The following is a 16,339-nucleotide window of genomic DNA, read 5'->3' on the forward strand; positions in this document are numbered from 1 at the left end:
CACCCTCCTCCCGTGCTCGTACCACCACGGTACCGGCGATCACCGACGACGGCGGCGTCGTGAGGTGTCCGCCGGATCGCCCAGCGTGCCACAGAAATCCCCGAATACCCATGACTTAAACAAGGTTGTTCCTCCCGCGTCACATCGTGGCTGGTCGGGGCGGATACGGTGGGTTGTCGATCATGGTCCGTTCGATACTCCCGGAGGGGCTGCCGACACCCCCTCGGAATCCCCGCGACCACGGGTTTTTCCGTTGCGCCACAGCGCTCGTGTGCGCTCTGCGATCAACCGGGTTAACCACTCCGGCATCCGGGTGGCATTTCGTCGGGAGCCGCGCGACTTCTCCCATCATTTGGAACAACTTGCGGCGTCCAGACATTCCGGACTCCCGATGAGGAGGTCGACTTAGGTTGTAATCCGGTTACTCCGCAACCGCGGGCCGAAAGCCTCTGGTCTACTTACCGCCGCTAGCGCACAACCCGGCGTCGAATGCCGCAAGAACACTCCTGGGAGGAGTCATGACCTATCCGCCGCAGCAGCCTGGACAGGGCGGGTGGGGGCAGCAACCCACGGGGAACGGATTCCCCCCTCAGCCTCCCGGGAACCCTCAGCAGCAGCCCCACTGGTACGGCAACCAGCACACCGGATGGGGACAGCAGGGCCCGGAGCAGGGACAACCCGGTCAGATGCACCCGGGACAGCCGCAACCAGCGCAGCCGCAGCAACCCGGCCAGCCGATGCCGCCGCAGTGGGGCAGCGAATTCGGGCCGGGCTCGTGGCTGAACGAGCCCGGTGGCTTCGGCGACGTCGAACCGCCGGAGCCGCAGAAGTCGAAGCTGCCCGTGGTCCTCGGGATCGTCGCCGCCGTGCTGGTGCTCGCCGGCGCGGGCGTCGGCCTCTTCTTCTGGCTCGGCAGCGGACCCGGCGAACCGCGCCCGGTCGCCCAGGAGGTCGTGTCCAAGGTGAACGCGGGCGACTTCGGCACCATCGGCGCGCTGTTCTGCGACTCCAACGAGAGCCAGCTGACCACCGCGGTCGGCCAGCTCAAGCAGTGGAAGTTCGACGTGCGCCTGGGCGAGGTCACCCGCAACGGTGACAAGGCCTCGGCTCGGCTCACCGGAACCTACGAAGCCGACGGAGCGTCCCAGCCGGTGGACCAGACCATGGGCTTGGTCGTCGAGAGCGGCGAGTGGAAGGTCTGCGACCTCGGCGGATAGCCGGGGCGCTTCAAGGGGCACAACAGAAGAGAATCAGGGGGATTCCACGTGACGTACCCACCGCAGCAGCCGCCCGGACAGGGCGGGTGGGGGCAGCAGCCCGGTGGCCAGTACCCGCAGCAACCCGGCGGGCAGTTCCCGCCCAGCGGCGGCCAGCAGCCGCAGCCGGGCGGCGCCTACCCGCCGAGCGGCGGTCAGCCGTACCCGCAGCAGCCCGGCGGCGCCTACCCGCCCGGCGGCCAGCAGTTCCAACAGGGCGGCTACCCGCAGCAACCGAACCAGTTCGGCGGCTACGGGCAGCCCCCGAAGAAGAAGTCCCCGCTGCCGTGGATCTTCGGCGGCCTCGGCGGCCTGGTCGTCATCGGCGTCATCATCGCCCTGGTCCTCGTCTTCACCGGCGGCCCCGGCGACCCCAAGGCCGTGGCGCAGGACGCCGTGGAGAGCATCAACGCGAAGGACTTCGCGGCGCTGCAGTCGGTCAGCTGCAAGAAGGAGCGAGCGGGGCTGCAGGAGGTCATCGACTCGATGGAGGGCAAGGGCGGTGACGTCGCCCAGCTCAAGGAGCTGGGGCTGACCGACGCCGACGTCAAGAAGTTCGTCGACGGCTTGTCCTTCCGCGCCACCCTCGGCGAGGTCGTCGACAACGGTGACGACACCGCCACGGCGAAGGTCACCGGCGAGATGCAGGCGACCGGCACGATCATGGGCAGGGACCTGAGCCAGATGCCCCCGTTCCCGCTGGACGAGGACTTCAAGATGGTCGTCGAAGGCGGCGAGTGGAAGATCTGCTGACGTCCGGCCCCGGATGTCGGAACGGCCCGCACCGAGCGTTCGGTGCGGGCCGTTCCGACGTCTGGGTCAGCCCTTGCTGGGGCGGCGCTGGACGCGCGGTGGGGTGACTCCGTCGGCGAGGCGGCGGGTGGTGAGCAGGAACGCCGTGTGGGCGACCATCCGGTGCTCGGGCCGGACGGCCATGCCGACGACGTGCCAGGGCCGCAGCAGCGTTTCCCACGCCTGCGGCTCGGTCCAGTTCTGCTGCTCGCGGATCGCTTCGGTGACCCGGGACAGCTGGGTCGTGGTCGCCACGTAGACGATCAGCACGCCGCCCGGGCGCAGCTTCTCCTTGACCAGCTCCAGCACGTCCCAGGGAGCCAGCATGTCGAGCACGATGCGGTCGACGGGCTCACCGTCGTACTCCAGCAAGTCGCCGAGCCGCAGGTCCCAGTTCTCCGGGATCTCACCGAAGAAGCGCTTCACGTTGCGCTCGGCGTGCTCGTGGTGGTCCTCGCGCACCTCGTAGGAGGTGACGCTGCCCTCCGCGCCGACCGCGCGCAGCAGCGAGCAGCTCAGCGCGCCGGAACCGGCACCGGCCTCCAGCACCTTCGCGCCCGGCCGGATGTCGCCCCACATCAGGATCTGGGCGGCGTCCTTGGGGTAGATGACCTGTGCCCCGCGCGGCATGGACAGCACGTAGTCGGCCAGCAGCGGGCGCAGCGCCAGGAACGAGGTGCCGCCGGCGGAGACCACCACCGAGCCCTCCGGCTGCCCGATGAGGTCGTCGTGCGCGAGCGCGCCGCGGTGGGTGTGGTACTCCCCTCCCTTTTCCAGCAGGACCGTGTACTTGCGCCCCTTGGGGTCGGTCAACTGGACCCGGTCGCCGGGCTGGAACTCACCGCTGACGGTGCTGCTCAACTGCTGCCTACCTTCTCCACGCTCGCCTCGCGTGCTCGATGCACGGCGGACCATCGTCGCAGACCGACCGGTCTTCACCCCCGCCGGGAGCGCAGCGCAGAGCGCAGGTCCTCGCGGCGGAGCACCCCGCTCGGGCGGCCTTCGGAGTCGATGACGAGGAACTGCCATGCCAGCACCGACTGAACCCTCTCCAGCACGGCGTCCGGGGACTCGCTGTCCAGCAGGATCGTGTCCGCCTCGACAGGTTCGGCGGCGCGTTCGGCGGGCTCGCTCGGGGCGTGCGTGGCCAACCGCTCGGCCGCGGTCTGGTCGAGCAGACCGACTGCGATGCCGTCGGCCCTGACCAGCACCACACCGCGCCCGGCGGCGGCCACCAGCGCGTCGGAGACCGGGCTCTCCGCGGGAAGCTGCAGCACCGGGCGCACGAGATCGGACAGCTCGAGCCCGCTGGGCCAGCGACGGCGCTGCTCGGCCTGGTGCTCAGCGCTCGCACCGGCCACGACGAACCAGGCCATCAGCACGCACACGCCGAGGCGGAGCCACTGGTCCTCGCTTCCGCTGAACAGTCCCACCAGCGCGTAGACCAGCAGTGCGATGGCGACCGCACCGGCGCCCACGACGCCGGCCGTGGTGCCGGCGACGCGGCGTCCGGTGACCTGCCACAGCAGCGCCCGCAGCATCCGCCCACCGTCGAGCGGGAGCCCGGGCAGCAGGTTGAACACGCCGACCGCGAGGTTGGCCACGCAGGTCTGGGCGACCAGCAGCCAGATCGCGCCGCCCGGTGTCATGGCGTACCAGGCGATGCCGGTCGCACCGGCCAGCACCAGCGACACCGCCGGACCCGCAGCGGCGATCAGGCCTTCCTGCGCCGGTTTGGGCGGCGTGCGGGAGATCTCGGAGAGACCGCCGAGCAGGAACAGCCGCACCCGTCGCACGGGCAGCCCCATCCGCAGCGCGACGATGCAGTGCCCGAGCTCGTGCAGCAGCACCGACGCCGCCAGCAGCACCGTGAACACGGCCGCCAGCACCGCGCTCGCCCACACACCGGCCCCGGGCAGGATGCGACCGACCATGGGCGTGTAGAGCAGCACGATGAGCGCGGCGCCGAGCCACCAGGAGGTGGACAGCAGCACCGGTACTCCGGCCACTCGGCACAGCAGCAGCCCGCCGTCGTCGAGCTTGGGCCGGACGGGCGAGGACGCGGTCGGCGGCATTGCCGAAGGGTAGTCCGTCGGAGGTGAGGAGACTGTGACGCCCGGTTGCCCCCGGCGCGAGTTCGCGAAGATTTCGATCGGGCGCCCCTCCCGCGCCGATGTCGTGTCAGGAGGTTTCGTTAGGGTCCGTGGTCATGGCCGAGACCGTGCAGCAGGAAACCGCCAAGCCCGCGGACGCGACCCGGCGGCGACCGGCGCTCTCGCCCTCGCGGGCCGGGGATTTCAAGCAGTGCCCGCTGCTCTACCGCTTCCGCGCGGTGGACCGGCTGCCGGAGAAGCCGACGCGCGCGCAGGCGCGCGGCACGGTCGTGCACTCGGTGCTGGAACGGCTCTACGGCCTGCCCACGGAGCAGCGCGACCGGCAGCAGGCGGGAGATCTGCTGGCACCGGCCTGGGAGGAGATCCGCGCCGAGCAGCCGGAGCTGGAGCACCTGTTCGAGGGCCCGGACGACCCGGAGCTGGCCCAGTGGTTGACGTCCGCGAGCGGCCTGCTCGACGCGTACTTCGAGATGGAGGACCCGCAGCGGCTGCAGCCCGAGGCCTGCGAGCTGCGGGTGGAGACGGAGCTTCCGTCGGGCCTGCTGCTGCGCGGTTTCATCGATCGGGTGGATGTCGCTCCCACCGGTGAGATCCGCCTGGTCGACTACAAGACCGGCAAGGCTCCGCGCGAGATCGGCGAAGCCAAGGCGATGTTCCAGATGAAGTTCTACGCCTTGGTCCTGTGGCGGTTGCGCGGTGAGATCCCCCGCCAGCTGCTGCTGATGTACCTGGCGAACAAGCAGAAACTCGCCTACTCCCCCGACGAGGACGAGTTGCGCCGCTTCGAGCGCACGCTCGAAGCGATCTGGCAGGCGATCCTGCGCGCGGGCAAAACCGGGGATTTCCGGCCGAATCCGAGCAAGCTCTGCGACTACTGCGATCACAAGGCCCTCTGCCCCGCCTTCGGCGGCACCCCGCCGCCCTACCCCGGCTGGCCGGAAGACCCCGCCACCAACGAAGAGTCCATCCTGGACCGAACGGACTGAACCACCGAAGGCGCTTCAACGACACCGGCCCACCTGACCAACCCACGTCAGGCAACCGGCGAAGCCGGTTTCTCAGTGCCCCACCCCAGCAACTTGCACCGCCGCGGGTTCTCAGACGCCTTCTGGGGAGGACAGCCGACGTGCCGTGTATTGGCATACATAAGCCTCGGATCCCGGAGCCAGAAGGCGTCTGAGGTTCCGCATCTTGCACCGCGAAGCAGAGGGACCACTGAGTAGTTGTCAGTAGACCCGCACCGCGAACCAACGGAACCACTGAGCGTCAGTGAACCCGCACCACCCAACAAGCAGAAGCATCCGAGCGGTCACACCCGAAAGCGCGCCCCACGGAACAGTTCCGGCACCGACGAGAACGATCAATCCTCGTACGGGTCGTAGTTCGCCGCAGTGCCGTACTCGCCGGCCTGCGTCTGGTCGATGACCGCGAACCGCGCCCCCGTCGGGTCCCGCAGCACGGCCATCCGGCCGATGCTCGAGTCGTAGGGATCCACCCGGACGCGGCCACCGTTGGCGATGGCCGTGCGCACCAGCTCGTCCGTGCCGATGTCCGGATCGGCTCCCAGGTACAGCAGCCAGTGCGGCTGGGTGGTTTCGGTGATGAAGTCGCGGATCATGCTGACCCGGGCCAGCACGGATTCCTCGCCGAGGTACCAGACCGAGTAGTCCGAGCGGTGCACGGTGCCGAACTGCTCCGCGCTGTAGCCGAACAACTCCTGGAAGAAGTTGTCGGCGGTCTGCGCCTTGATGGTGACCAGCTCGGCCCACATCAGGGTGCCTGGCAGTCCGACGTCGAACTGCCAGGACTCCTCCGGTTCCAGCAAACCGAATTCCGCGTCGGAGGGGCCCATCAGCACGGCCTTGCGGCCCACCCTGGGCACCGAGTTCAGCGGCACGGTCTGCACCGCGCCGTGCTCCTCCGCCTCGGCGACCTTCTCCGCGCAGTCGGCGGCGGCCAGGTAGAGCCGCCACATCGACTGGTCACCGGAGGCCGCGCGCAGGCTGGCGACCGGGAACCCGTCGCGCAGCGCGATGACGTGTTCCCCGGACACCGGGTCGGAGTAGGACTCGTACTCCCAGTCGAACAGGTTCGCGTAGAACTCACGGGCCTTCTCGAGATTCGTGGTGATCAGCTCGATCCAGCAGGGCATGCCTGCGTAGAGCTGCCACTGCGGCGGCGTCTTCCCCGGGACCACTACTGCCATGCCAACCCCCATCGGCGTCGTCCAAGATCGTCACGCTCGAAAATACGCCTCAGGTGTGACAACCGCGGACCCGCCGGACTAACTCGCACTCACCCGCCCAGCCTCCCTCGACGAGGCCCAGGTGAACACGATTGAGACACCTGTTCGCCCGAATGGCGCAACCTTGCCCAGTTTTAGTCCGAACTGAGCCGACAAAACGGACATGATCATGGCTCGGTTTGGACTAAAACTGGGCAAGGACACGGCGGTGTCGGCGCGTCGGGCGCACCGACACCGGAAACGCCGGGAGCGACCTCAGAGGCGGCAGGCGCGGATGTCGGAGGACAGGATCGCCTTGGCCCCCACTTCCACGAGCCGGTCCATGATCGCCGGGGCGTCCTTGCGGGAGACCATGGCGCGGACCGCGACCCAGCCCTCGTCGGCCAGCGGCGACATCGTCGGCGAGCCCAGACCCGGGGTCATCTTCGTGGCGTCGTCGATCAGTTCCTTCGGGCAGTTGTACTCCAGCATCACGTACTGCTGGGCGAACACCACGCCCTGAAGCCTCGCGATCAGCTGGTTCTTCACCTGCTCCTGGTCGGAGCCACGGCGTTCGAGGACCACCGCCTCGGACTTGCAGATCGGGTCGCCGAAGGCCACGAGCCCGTGCTGGCGCAGGGTGCGGCCCGAGCCGACCACGTCGGCGATCGCGTCGGCGACCCCGAGCTGGATGGAGATCTCGACCGCTCCGTCCAGCCGGATCACCTCGGCCGTCACCCCGTAGCGGGCCAGGTCGTCGGCCACCAGCCGCGGGTAGGAGGTCGCGATGCGCTTGCCCTGCAGATCGGCCACCGTCCACTCACCGGCCTCGGCGGGCGCCGCGTAGCGGAAGGTCGATCCGCCGAAGCCCAGCGCCAGGCGCTCGTCGACCGGTGCTCCGGAATCCAGCGCCAGGTCGCGTCCGGTCAGACCGAGGTCGAGCTCACCGGAGCCGACGTAGATCGCGATGTCCTTGGGCCGCAGGAAGAAGAACTCGACCTCGTTGGCGTTGTCGATCACCGTCAGGTCCCGCTGCTCATGGCGCTGCCGGTACCCGGCTTCCGCGAGCATCTCGGACGCGGGACCGGCAAGCGTGCCCTTGTTGGGCACTGCGACGCGCAGCATGGGGAACTCCTCCTGGGACAACACTCGGCTTGACGAGCGGTGCGGTTGGCGGGGATCCCGGGACGGGGAGCGCGGACGCCCACCGGCTCGAGATCTCCTGCTCACGTGCGCCACGGAGAGCGGCTCCGACGCGCGCGTGGCGACCTGAGCTGTGTTTGCGTACTACAGGTAGCGGTAGACGTCCTCCAAGGACAGTCCGCGACCCAGCATGATGACCTGCAGCCGGTAGAGCAGCTGCGAGATCTCCTCGGCGAGTTCCTCGTCGGACTCGTGCTCGGCGGCCAGCCAGACCTCTCCGGCCTCCTCCAGGACCTTCTTGCCCTGGGCGTGCACACCGGATTCGAGCGCGGCCACCGTCGAGGAACCCTTTGGGCGGGTCCGGGCACGTTCCTGCAGCTCGGCGAACAACTCGTCGAAGGTCTTCACGTTCTCGATCCTTGCATCCGTCCTGGGCGGGTTCACATCGGACCCGTCCGTTTGCGGGCTCGATCACGGCCGATCAGCGGAAGCCCGTGGTGGCTTCCAGGACCGCGCCGAGCGTGTCCTTGATCATCGCGAGCGCGGCTCCGCGCGGGCTGGAGCGCCCGCCGGAGACGGTGATCTCCCCGGCGTCGCCGCAGTCGTAGCGCACCGCCTTCTCCGGCCCGCGCAGCGCCCCCAGCGGGGAGGCCTCCGGCTCCGGTGACAGCACCACCCGCACCGAGCCGGGCTCGTCGCGCACCGCGCGCGCCACCTGCCGCAGGCGATGACCTGCTGGAACAGCGGGAAGCGGAGTCGCGATCGACTCGGCCTCCACGCGGGTCGTCGCGGGGTCCCAGCCCCACAGCAACGCGCTGATCAGCCGGAACTTGGTCGCGGCGTCGGCACCGGAGAGGTCGTTGCCCGGGTCGGCCTCGGCGATGCCGGCGCGCTGCGCATCGGCCACGGCCTCCTCCAGCGCAGCACCGTCGGCGAGGCGGTCGAGGACGAACGTGGCGGTCCCGTTGACGCAGCCGGACACCTCGGGCACGTCGAAGCCGCGCAGCACCGACCGGGCGAGGTCGCCCGCGGGCATCGCAGCACCGGTGGCACCTGAGATCCGCACGGACCGCCCGGCCGCGTCAGCCGCTGCGGCCAGCTCGCTCCAGTGCGTGAGCAGGTGCGACTTGGTCGCGGTGACCACGTGCGCGCCCGCGCGCAGGGCCTGCAGCGCTTCGCGCGCCGCACGCTCGCCGCCATCGGAGGGCACGGCCTGCGCGAACACCCGCGCGCCGGTGCGCTCCAGCAGCGCGGGCAGGTCGGTGAGCGGCTCCCACTCCCCCGATTCCCGCTGGCGATCCCGGCCGCGCACGGCGACCACCCGCAGGTCCAGGCCGTGCTGCCGACCGCGTTCGGTGACGAGGTCGGCGTAGGCCCGGCCGACCGGCCCGCACCCGGCGAGCACGATCGGCAGCGGGTCGGTCACGCCGCCGGGGCGAGCAGATCGCCCAGCGCGGCGAAGTCGACGTCGGTGAGCGAATGGCGCAGCGTCCGCCGGGGTCCGTCCTCCAACGGCACCTCGCACGGGATCGCCAGCACCGCGCAGCCGGCGGCTTCGGCGGAGGCGACGCCGGTGGGCGAGTCCTCGACGGCGACGCAGTCGGCCGGGTCCACGCCGAGCAGGCGCGCGGCCTTGAGGTACGGCTCGGGATCAGGCTTGTTCTTGCCGTCGACCTCGTCGCCGCAGACCGTGACGTCGAAGGAGTCGTGGCCGAGGGTGTCCAGCGCCATGTCGGTGAGCGGCCGGATCGTGGAGGTCACCAGCGCGGTCGGCAGTCCGAGCTCCTTGGTGCGCCGCAACGCCTCCTCGGCGCCCGGTCGCCAGGGCAGGCCCTCACCGAACAGGCGGGTCATGCGGCGCGCGACCCAGCTGGCGGCACCCGCGATCTCCGACGGTCCCTCGGGCAGTCCGAGGTCGACCAGCAGGAGGCGCATGCTGCGGGTCATGTTGGAACCGACCATGTCCTCGCGCACCTGCGGCGAGAGGCTGCCGCCCCGATGCGCCGCGTAGTCGTCGAGTGCGATGGTCCACAACTTCTCGGAATCGACGAGCGTGCCGTCCATGTCGAACAGCACGGCGGCGGGCTGGCCCACGCGCAACACTCCGTTCACAGCGGTAGAGGGGTCGCTACCAGTACACACGACTCTCTGTACCGATTCCTACCCAACGTGTCCCAAGACTCCTCAGATGACGCGGCGGTGTTGCAGGTAGCGGAACATGAGGATGCCCGGCAGGACCGGGATCCAGTAGGTGAGCAGCCGCGACAGCAGCACGGCCGCCACGGCTTCGGTCGGCGGCACGCCCATCGCGCCGAGCCCGGCGAGCAGGACGGCTTCGACGGCGCCGAGCCCGCCCGGCGAGGGCACCAGGTGGCCGAGGGTGTTGCCGACGACGAACACGATGGTCACCGCGGTCCAGGAGAAGTGCGGGTGCAACGCGGCCAGCGAGGTCGCCAGCCCCAGCCCGGAGACCACCAGATATCCCAGCGCTCCCCCGAACAGCTGCAGCGCCCGCACCGGGTGCCGCAGCGTGTCCACGAGTTCCCGGCTGACCTCCCGCACGGACGGCATCAACCGGCGACGGCCCGGCGGCGAGAGCAGCACCAGAACCGCGACCACCACCAGCGCCGCCACGGCGACGATCAGCTGCCAACCGGGTAGCGACAGGTTGCTGAAGGTGCCGGAGAGGCCGACGGCGAAGACTCCGACCACCGACACCACGAACGCCACGGCCCCGGTTCCCGCCTGGTTGAGCAGCGTCACCCCCACCGCGAGCGGCCTGCGCAGACCGAGCCGCTCCAGGTAGACGACGTTGATGCCGAAGAACCCGGCGCCGCCCGGCGTGGTGCGCCCGGTGAACCCGGCGGCGATCTGCACCTGCAGGGTCCGCCAGAACGGCAGCGGGATCCGGCTGGAGCCCTGCACCGAGATCGACGACAGCAGGATCGCGACGAACCCGGTCACGACCGCCACCGCCAGCCATCCCCAGTGGGCGTGCCGCAGCGCCCCGAGCACGTCGCGCGTGTCGGACAGCTCGGGGATCAGGAGGTACACGGCGGCGCCGACGAGCAGCAGGCTGATCACGGTGGTCGGCCGCACGGGCGAGCGGAATCCCGGGATCGGCAGGCCGAGCCGGTCGGCGAGGGTTTCGCGCAGCTCCGCCAGGAAGTACCGGCCGCGCTGGGCCTGCGCCCGGATCCGGCGTGGCAGCGAAAGCGGCACCAGGCTGCCCAGCGCGGCGGACAGCGACTCGACCGGCAACGCCGAGATCGCGCTGTTCACGGCTCGCTCCACGCCGACGAGCGCGGCAACCGACACCAGCGCTTCGGCCAGGTCCTGCGCGCATCGGGCGTCGTCGGCACCGGGGTGGCTGAAGGTGAACGACAGCAGCCAGGGCTGCCCCTGCTCGTCCACCAGCACGTTCTTGGCCCGCAGGTCGTGGTGGGCGATGCGCGCGCTCGCCAGCAGCGCGACCTGCTCCCAGACGCCCGCCAGCAGCTCCTCGTCGATCTCCTCCGGCGGCACTTCGGTCAGCCGCCGCCCGCTGACCTCCCGCACCACCAGCAGAGCGGGCGCGTAGGCGACATCGCAGGCCAGGACGACCTCGGGGGTCCGCACTCCGGCACGGGAGGCGAGCAGGGTCGCGTAGGCCTCGTGCTCGACCTCGTGGTGCGGGGTCGACAGGCTCGGCTCGTCCTGCACGTCGAGCAGCATCAGCAGGCGTTTGAACTTGTACCACCCACCGGCGCGGCGGCTGAGCCTGCGCACGACCTTCACCCGCAGCGGCGGCCCGTCCACCGTGTCCACCGCGAACTCGCGCGGTTGCAGCAGCCGGTGCCGGAGCGCGGTGATCGCCACCGGGGCGAGCCCCGCCTGTTCCAGCTCGTCGAAGATGAGCAGCTGCGAGACCTTCCGCCCGGGTGCGCCCCACGCGACGTGGCACAGCAGCCCGACGCCCCACCCCAGCAGCGCTCCTCCGACCGCGCCCAGCGGCAGGTGCAGGTCCAGGTGCACCACCGCGAAGCCGGTCAGCAGGACCACGCCCCACCCGAGGTAGCGGGCGACCCGGCCGACGTAGGGGGTGGCGACGACGGCCAGCACGGTCACCACCGCGACCTCCTCCGACGGGAAGGACCGGCCCAGCAGCTGGTGCATGAGCATCGCGATGCACCAGGTCAGCGCCCCGGATCCGCCGCACAGCAGCGCCACCCTGATCCAACCCAGGTAGGAGGTCACGACCACGACACCGACGATCCCGGCCCACGAACCGACCCAGGTCAACACCACCCAGAAGGGATCGGCGACGCGGGAGATCGCGATCAGCTGTTGGTGAACAGCGATCTCCACCGGGTTCGCCGGGATCAGCGCCAGCAACGCCCCCAGCACCAGCAGCCCCGCGACCAGGCCTAGTTTGCCCAGGTCACCGGGGTGCCGTCCGATCGACAACCGCAACCGCGAACGTGGGGAAACACCCGTTCCCCCACTCGGCGCTGAAGGACTCCGCTCCACAGGCACCTGCTCCGCACAGACTGTCATCCCAGCCTCGGACTCCGGGACAACGCCGTCAAACCGACCAGGCCGTCAGTCGGTCACCGAGGAGAAACCGCACCGCAACGGCGGTTCGAGGACCGCCGCGCGCGCTGCGCGGGACCGTGTGTGCGCGGGCCGCTGACGTGCCCGCGAGGGGCTCCGCCACGTGATCATGAATTACCCGAGGGAGTAGCGCTGGGGGATGGCTTAGGTCGTAGGCTTGCGCGGTGACCGATCGCGAACAGACACCCGAACCGAACGCCGACCTGCCGCGGTTGACGGACCCGATCGTGGTCTGCGCGTTCGAAGGATGGAATGACGCCGGGGACGCAGCCAGCTCCGCGATCGAGCACCTGCAGCTCATCTGGGACGCCGAGTCCCTCAGCGAGATCGACCCCGACCCGTACTACGACTTCCAGGTCACCCGTCCGACGGTCAAGCTCGTCGATGGCGTCACCCGGCAGGTCACTTGGCCGACCACCCGCTTGACCGTCTGCCGCCCGCCCGGTGCGGAGCACGACGTGGTCCTGGTGCACGGCATCGAGCCGAACATGCGCTGGCAGGCCTTCTCCAGCGAGCTGGTCGAGCGGATCGAGAAGCTCGGGGCGCGCACCGTGGTGACCTTGGGGGCCTTGCTGGCGGACGCTCCGCACACGCGCCCCGTTCCGGTCAGCGGGACGGCCTACGACGCCGATTCGGCGGAGACGTTCGGCCTGGAGCGCACCCGCTACGAGGGACCGACCGGGATAGTCGGGATCTTCCAGGACGCGTGCGTGCAGGCGGGCATCCCGGCGATCTCGTTCTGGGCAGCGGTTCCGCATTACGTCTCGCAGCCGCCCTCGCCGAAGGCGACGCTGGCGCTGCTGCACCGCGTCGAGGAGGCCTTGGACGTGGAGGTGCCGCTGGGCAACCTCCCCGACCAGGCCGAGGAGTGGGAGGAGACGGTCAGCGAGATGGCCGAGGAGGACGAGGACGTGCGCAACTACGTCCGCGCCCTCGAGGAGCGCGGCGACGCGGAGGTCCGGCTGACCGAGGCCAGCGGTGACGCGATCGCCGCCGAGTTCGAGCGCTACCTGCGCCGCCGCGGGCCGGGCGGCAAGGGCCCGCTGGGGCCCGGTCCCGGCTGAACACCTGGTTCCCGAGCGGCCGACCGCGATCCGCCTGATCGCGGTCGGCCGTTGCGTCTCAGGCTGCGCACTCCGCGATGAAGGCCCCTGCGGCGTCGGGGTCGAGGAACCACGACGTCATGTCGTCGGGGTTGGCGAAGCCGTCGGCGAACCGCTCGCCGACCGCGGGCAGCTTCCCTGCGGCGCCGAAGATCTCCAGCACGTGCGGGGGCGGCGGTTGCAGGGCCGCGTTCGCCCACCTCGTGATGTGCTGGGCGAAGTCCCAGTAGCGGTCGAAGGTGCGCTGCATCCAGTCCCAATCGAACGGACCGTCGGCGTGCTCGAGGACGCTCTCGAGGTAGATCTGGGCGCCCTGGCACGCGGCGTTGGAGCCCTGCCCGGTGATCGGGTCGTTGAGCACCACGCTGTCGCCCATGCCGAGCACCAGGCGTCCGGAGGGCATCTGCCCGATCGGCTTCTTCACGGTCGGGGTCACCGCGCCGGTCAGGGTCGCGCCCTCGTCGGTGAGCTCGGCCTCGGCGAACCGGTCGAACTCCCACGGGCAGTGCTCGCGCAGCAGGCCGAGCGTCCGCTCCCACTGCTGCTGCGGTGCGGGGCGGTCGTCGAAGGCGTCCAGCGGGCCGCCGGGAACACCTTCCAGCAGCAGGATCTCGCACTGGCCGTCGAGCGTCTGCGCGGGGAAGCTGATGACCTCTCCGATGCCGGCGAGCGCGTTGAAGCGAGCCGCGGACGGTTCGTCCGAGTCGGTTCCGCCCCGGGTGCCGCGAACGTAGGCGACCGCGAGCGCGCGCTGCGGTTCGGCGTAGGGCGAGCGCTGCGGGTCGCGCTCGAACAGCGCTCCGAGTTCTCCCCCGCCCGCGGCGACCACCACGAGGTCGAAGTCGCCGGCCATCTCGTCCAGTTCGGACACCGTCAGCGCGCGGTGGTCGATCTTGCCGCCTCGTTCGGCGAACAGCTCCAGCCAGGCGGCGAACTTCACGCGCTGGTCGACCGACAGCGCGTATCCCTTCAGCGGCGCCAGCCAGTCGACGGCCCGTTCCCCGTCGGGACCCGCGACCGACATGCGAAGCCCGGTGAGCCGCGGGGCCGTGTCGTCCCAGAGCTCGAGGCCGTGCCGCCGCTCGATCTCCAGCGCCCGGTAGTACATGGTCTGCGTCGACATGACGCGCCCACCGCGAATCTCCTCCGGCGTCCGCGCCGAGACCAACGTGACGTCGTAATCCTGCGCCTGCAACGTGAGAGCCAGCTGCAGGCCTGACTGCCCGGCCCCGACGATCAGGACACTCCGCATTTCCCCGTCCCCTCTCGACCATCCGCCGATTCGCAAAGCGGGGCGCGCGGCGGTCTTTCGGACGTGCGCCGTCGCTCCCCGTGACTACGCGATGATCAAACCAAACCCGTTCGGACGTGTCGATGGACGGCGGATCTCGTTTCAGCGGAGTCGAGATCAACCCGCAGTTGCCGTTTTTGCCAGAACCACTGGGAAAGAAGAGTGACCGGTGAGTCCACAGCGGACTCACCGGTCACCCTCGCAGTACCTCGTTCAGAGCTCGACGCCGAGCAGCGCGTCCGCCGCCGCGCGGACCTGAGCCGGCGCACCGCTGTCGTCTCCGCCGGAGACCAGCGCCGATTCGACCCAGGCGTCGACCGCGCGCAGCGCGCCCGAAGCGTCCAGGTCGTTGGACAGCGCCTCGCGGAGCCCGGCGATGGCCTCCGCGGCCGACGGGCCGGAGTTCAGCGCGACGGCCTCCCGCCACCGTGCCAACCGGGCGCTGCCCGCGGTGAGCGCATCGGCGGTCCAGGAGCGGTCCTGGCGGTAGTGCCCGTCCAGCAGCGCCAGCCGGATCGCCATCGGGTCCACCCGGTCGCCGCGCAACCGCGAGACGAACACGAGGTTCCCGCGCGACTTGGACATCTTCTCGCCGTCCAGCCCGATCATGCCGGAGTGCACGTAGTGCTTGGCGAACGGGAAATCACCCGAGAGCGCTTCGGCGTGCGCGGCGCTGAACTCGTGGTGCGGGAAGATCAGGTCCGAACCGCCACCCTGCACGTCGAACCCGAGTCCGAGCTTGTTCAGCGCGATCACCGAGCACTCCAGGTGCCATCCGGGGCGACCGGCGCCCAGCTCGGACTCCCAGGACGGCTCGCCGGGCCGGGCCATGCGCCACAGCAGGGCGTCCAGCGGGTGCTCCTTGCCCTGCCGGTCCGGGTCTCCCCCGCGCTCGGCGAAGAAGGTGTTCATGGTGGCTTCGTCGTAGTTGGACTCGGAGCCGAAGCGGCCGGTGGCCTGGTGCCGGAAGTAGACGTCGGGATACTCGCTGTCGTCGGCCCGGTAGGCGGCGCCGGAGGCCAGCAGCTTCTCCACCGCTTCGACGATCTCCGGGATGGACTCGACCGCGCCGATGAAGTCGCCGGGCGGCAGCACCCGCAGCGCCTCCATGTCCTCCCGGAACAACGCGGTCTCGCGCATCGCGAGGACCACCCAGTCCTCGTTGTCCCGCTCGGCCCGCTCCAGCAGCGGATCGTCGATGTCGGTGACGTTCTGCACGTAGTGGACCTGGTGACCGTTGTCCAACCACACCCGGTGGATCAGGTCGAAAGCGAGGTACGTCGCGGCGTGACCGAGGTGGGTGGCGTCGTACGGGGTGATGCCGCAGACGTACATCCGCGCCTCGGGCCCGGGTTCGGTGGGCCTGACCTCACCGGCGGCGGTGTCGAACAGCTGGAGTGGACGTGGGGTGCCTTCCACCTTGGGGACGGAAACCGATGACCAGGGTTGCATGCTTCCGACCTTAAACGTCCGGGCCGAGGTGCCGCCGCCATCGGGACCATCACCCGTGTCACATGCTGGGACGCCCGAGCGAGCAGATCTTTTCCGGAAATACCCCCATTTGGTTTCCTACTTTCCGGTTACGGAAATTCACGACGAACTGTAACGATTCTTCGGTTCCTTTTCGGACACGTTCCGCACGCCACGCAAGAATTGGGTCTATCTTTTCTTGAGGACGCCGTATTTCCAGGTCAACCGGGTAACACGAGCCACAGAAGGCACTTCGGAGAACAAACGCGACAAAGCGGGATCGACGATTTTCGCCGAGCTGCAACGGTGGAGGCGATCGGTGAGTTCGGTACGCGTGGAACGGTTGTACAAGA

The 16,339-nt window shown here is 69.9% G+C and carries 14 protein-coding genes; 4 read left to right on the forward strand and 10 right to left on the reverse strand.

Annotated features, from left to right (window positions below):
- Positions 1-518 precede the first annotated feature (518 nt).
- Together FHU35_RS04105 and FHU35_RS04110 are read left to right on the forward strand one after the other, a co-directional pair.
- Positions 519-1,217 (forward strand): Rv0361 family membrane protein, encoded by a 699-nt coding sequence (locus FHU35_RS04105; RefSeq protein ID WP_145736948.1) that lies wholly within the window; start codon positions 519-521, stop codon positions 1,215-1,217.
- Between the two features lie 48 nt (positions 1,218-1,265).
- Positions 1,266-2,009 (forward strand): Rv0361 family membrane protein, encoded by a 744-nt coding sequence (locus FHU35_RS04110; RefSeq protein WP_145736955.1) that lies wholly within the window; start codon positions 1,266-1,268, stop codon positions 2,007-2,009.
- A 66-nt stretch (positions 2,010-2,075) separates the two neighbouring features.
- Here FHU35_RS04110 and FHU35_RS04115 read toward each other — a convergent pair whose 3' ends face one another.
- A complete protein-coding gene (locus tag FHU35_RS04115; RefSeq protein ID WP_186459245.1) occupies positions 2,076-2,909 on the reverse strand; it encodes a tRNA (adenine-N1)-methyltransferase in 834 nt (277 codons plus the stop codon).
- 74 nt (positions 2,910-2,983) lie between these two features.
- Positions 2,984-4,123, reverse strand: a complete 1,140-nt coding sequence (locus tag FHU35_RS04120) for a site-2 protease family protein (protein WP_145736969.1) — start codon at positions 4,121-4,123, stop codon at positions 2,984-2,986.
- 134 nt (positions 4,124-4,257) lie between these two features.
- Here FHU35_RS04120 and FHU35_RS04125 point away from each other — a divergent pair, with 134 nt between their 5' ends.
- Complete coding sequence (locus FHU35_RS04125; protein WP_145736977.1) at positions 4,258-5,148, forward strand: RecB family exonuclease; 891 nt, start codon at positions 4,258-4,260, stop codon at positions 5,146-5,148.
- A gap of 374 nt (positions 5,149-5,522) precedes the next feature.
- On the opposite strand, the gene FHU35_RS04130 is transcribed toward FHU35_RS04125, so the two are convergent.
- The 6 genes from FHU35_RS04130 to FHU35_RS04155 form a co-directional block, all read right to left on the reverse strand.
- Positions 5,523-6,368 (reverse strand): VOC family protein, encoded by an 846-nt coding sequence (locus FHU35_RS04130; RefSeq protein WP_145736982.1) that lies wholly within the window; start codon positions 6,366-6,368, stop codon positions 5,523-5,525.
- A gap of 294 nt (positions 6,369-6,662) precedes the next feature.
- On the reverse strand, positions 6,663-7,511 hold the full coding sequence (gene hisG, locus FHU35_RS04135; protein WP_145736985.1) for an ATP phosphoribosyltransferase: 849 nt from the start codon (positions 7,509-7,511) through the stop codon (positions 6,663-6,665).
- Between the two features lie 162 nt (positions 7,512-7,673).
- The gene (locus FHU35_RS04140) at positions 7,674-7,937 is read right to left on the reverse strand and encodes a phosphoribosyl-ATP diphosphatase (protein WP_145736988.1); all 264 of its coding nucleotides are present in this window, start codon (positions 7,935-7,937) and stop codon (positions 7,674-7,676) included.
- A 73-nt stretch (positions 7,938-8,010) separates the two neighbouring features.
- The gene (locus FHU35_RS04145; protein WP_145736990.1) at positions 8,011-8,955 is read right to left on the reverse strand and encodes a homoserine dehydrogenase; all 945 of its coding nucleotides are present in this window, start codon (positions 8,953-8,955) and stop codon (positions 8,011-8,013) included.
- Positions 8,952-9,623 carry an HAD family hydrolase gene (locus tag FHU35_RS04150; protein ID WP_281290209.1) on the reverse strand — a complete coding sequence of 224 codons (672 nt, stop codon included), beginning with the start codon at positions 9,621-9,623 and terminating at the stop codon, positions 8,952-8,954. Before FHU35_RS04150 ends, FHU35_RS04145 begins: the two co-directional genes overlap by 4 nt.
- 90 nt (positions 9,624-9,713) lie before the next feature.
- The gene (locus FHU35_RS04155) at positions 9,714-11,975 is read right to left on the reverse strand and encodes a lysylphosphatidylglycerol synthase transmembrane domain-containing protein (RefSeq protein ID WP_186459246.1); all 2,262 of its coding nucleotides are present in this window, start codon (positions 11,973-11,975) and stop codon (positions 9,714-9,716) included.
- Between the two features lie 311 nt (positions 11,976-12,286).
- Here FHU35_RS04155 and FHU35_RS04160 point away from each other — a divergent pair, with 311 nt between their 5' ends.
- The gene (locus FHU35_RS04160) at positions 12,287-13,186 is read left to right on the forward strand and encodes a PAC2 family protein (protein WP_145736997.1); all 900 of its coding nucleotides are present in this window, start codon (positions 12,287-12,289) and stop codon (positions 13,184-13,186) included.
- A gap of 58 nt (positions 13,187-13,244) precedes the next feature.
- Here FHU35_RS04160 and FHU35_RS04165 read toward each other — a convergent pair whose 3' ends face one another.
- Complete coding sequence (locus FHU35_RS04165) at positions 13,245-14,477, reverse strand: styrene monooxygenase/indole monooxygenase family protein (protein WP_145737001.1); 1,233 nt, start codon at positions 14,475-14,477, stop codon at positions 13,245-13,247.
- Between the two features lie 252 nt (positions 14,478-14,729).
- A complete protein-coding gene (gene mshC / locus FHU35_RS04170; protein WP_145737003.1) occupies positions 14,730-15,968 on the reverse strand; it encodes a cysteine--1-D-myo-inosityl 2-amino-2-deoxy-alpha-D-glucopyranoside ligase in 1,239 nt (412 codons plus the stop codon).
- Positions 15,969-16,339: the final 371 nt, after the last annotated feature.

Origin of the sequence: Saccharopolyspora dendranthemae (genome assembly GCF_007829955.1) — a bacterium.
Classification (GTDB): Bacteria; Actinomycetota; Actinomycetes; order Mycobacteriales; family Pseudonocardiaceae; genus Saccharopolyspora; species Saccharopolyspora dendranthemae.

Excerpts from the sequence above, each read along its gene's own strand:
- FHU35_RS04105 (WP_145736948.1), top strand. The coding sequence starts at position 519 with ATGACCTATCCGCCGCAGCAGCCTGGACAGGGCGGGTGGGGGCAGCAA.
- FHU35_RS04120 (WP_145736969.1), bottom strand. The coding sequence starts at position 4,123 with ATGCCGCCGACCGCGTCCTCGCCCGTCCGGCCCAAGCTCGACGACGGC.
- FHU35_RS04125 (WP_145736977.1), top strand. The coding sequence starts at position 4,258 with ATGGCCGAGACCGTGCAGCAGGAAACCGCCAAGCCCGCGGACGCGACC.
- FHU35_RS04130 (WP_145736982.1), bottom strand. The coding sequence starts at position 6,368 with ATGGCAGTAGTGGTCCCGGGGAAGACGCCGCCGCAGTGGCAGCTCTAC.
- hisG (WP_145736985.1), bottom strand. The coding sequence starts at position 7,511 with ATGCTGCGCGTCGCAGTGCCCAACAAGGGCACGCTTGCCGGTCCCGCG.
- FHU35_RS04165 (WP_145737001.1), bottom strand. The coding sequence starts at position 14,477 with ATGCGGAGTGTCCTGATCGTCGGGGCCGGGCAGTCAGGCCTGCAGCTG.
- mshC (WP_145737003.1), bottom strand. The coding sequence starts at position 15,968 with ATGCAACCCTGGTCATCGGTTTCCGTCCCCAAGGTGGAAGGCACCCCA.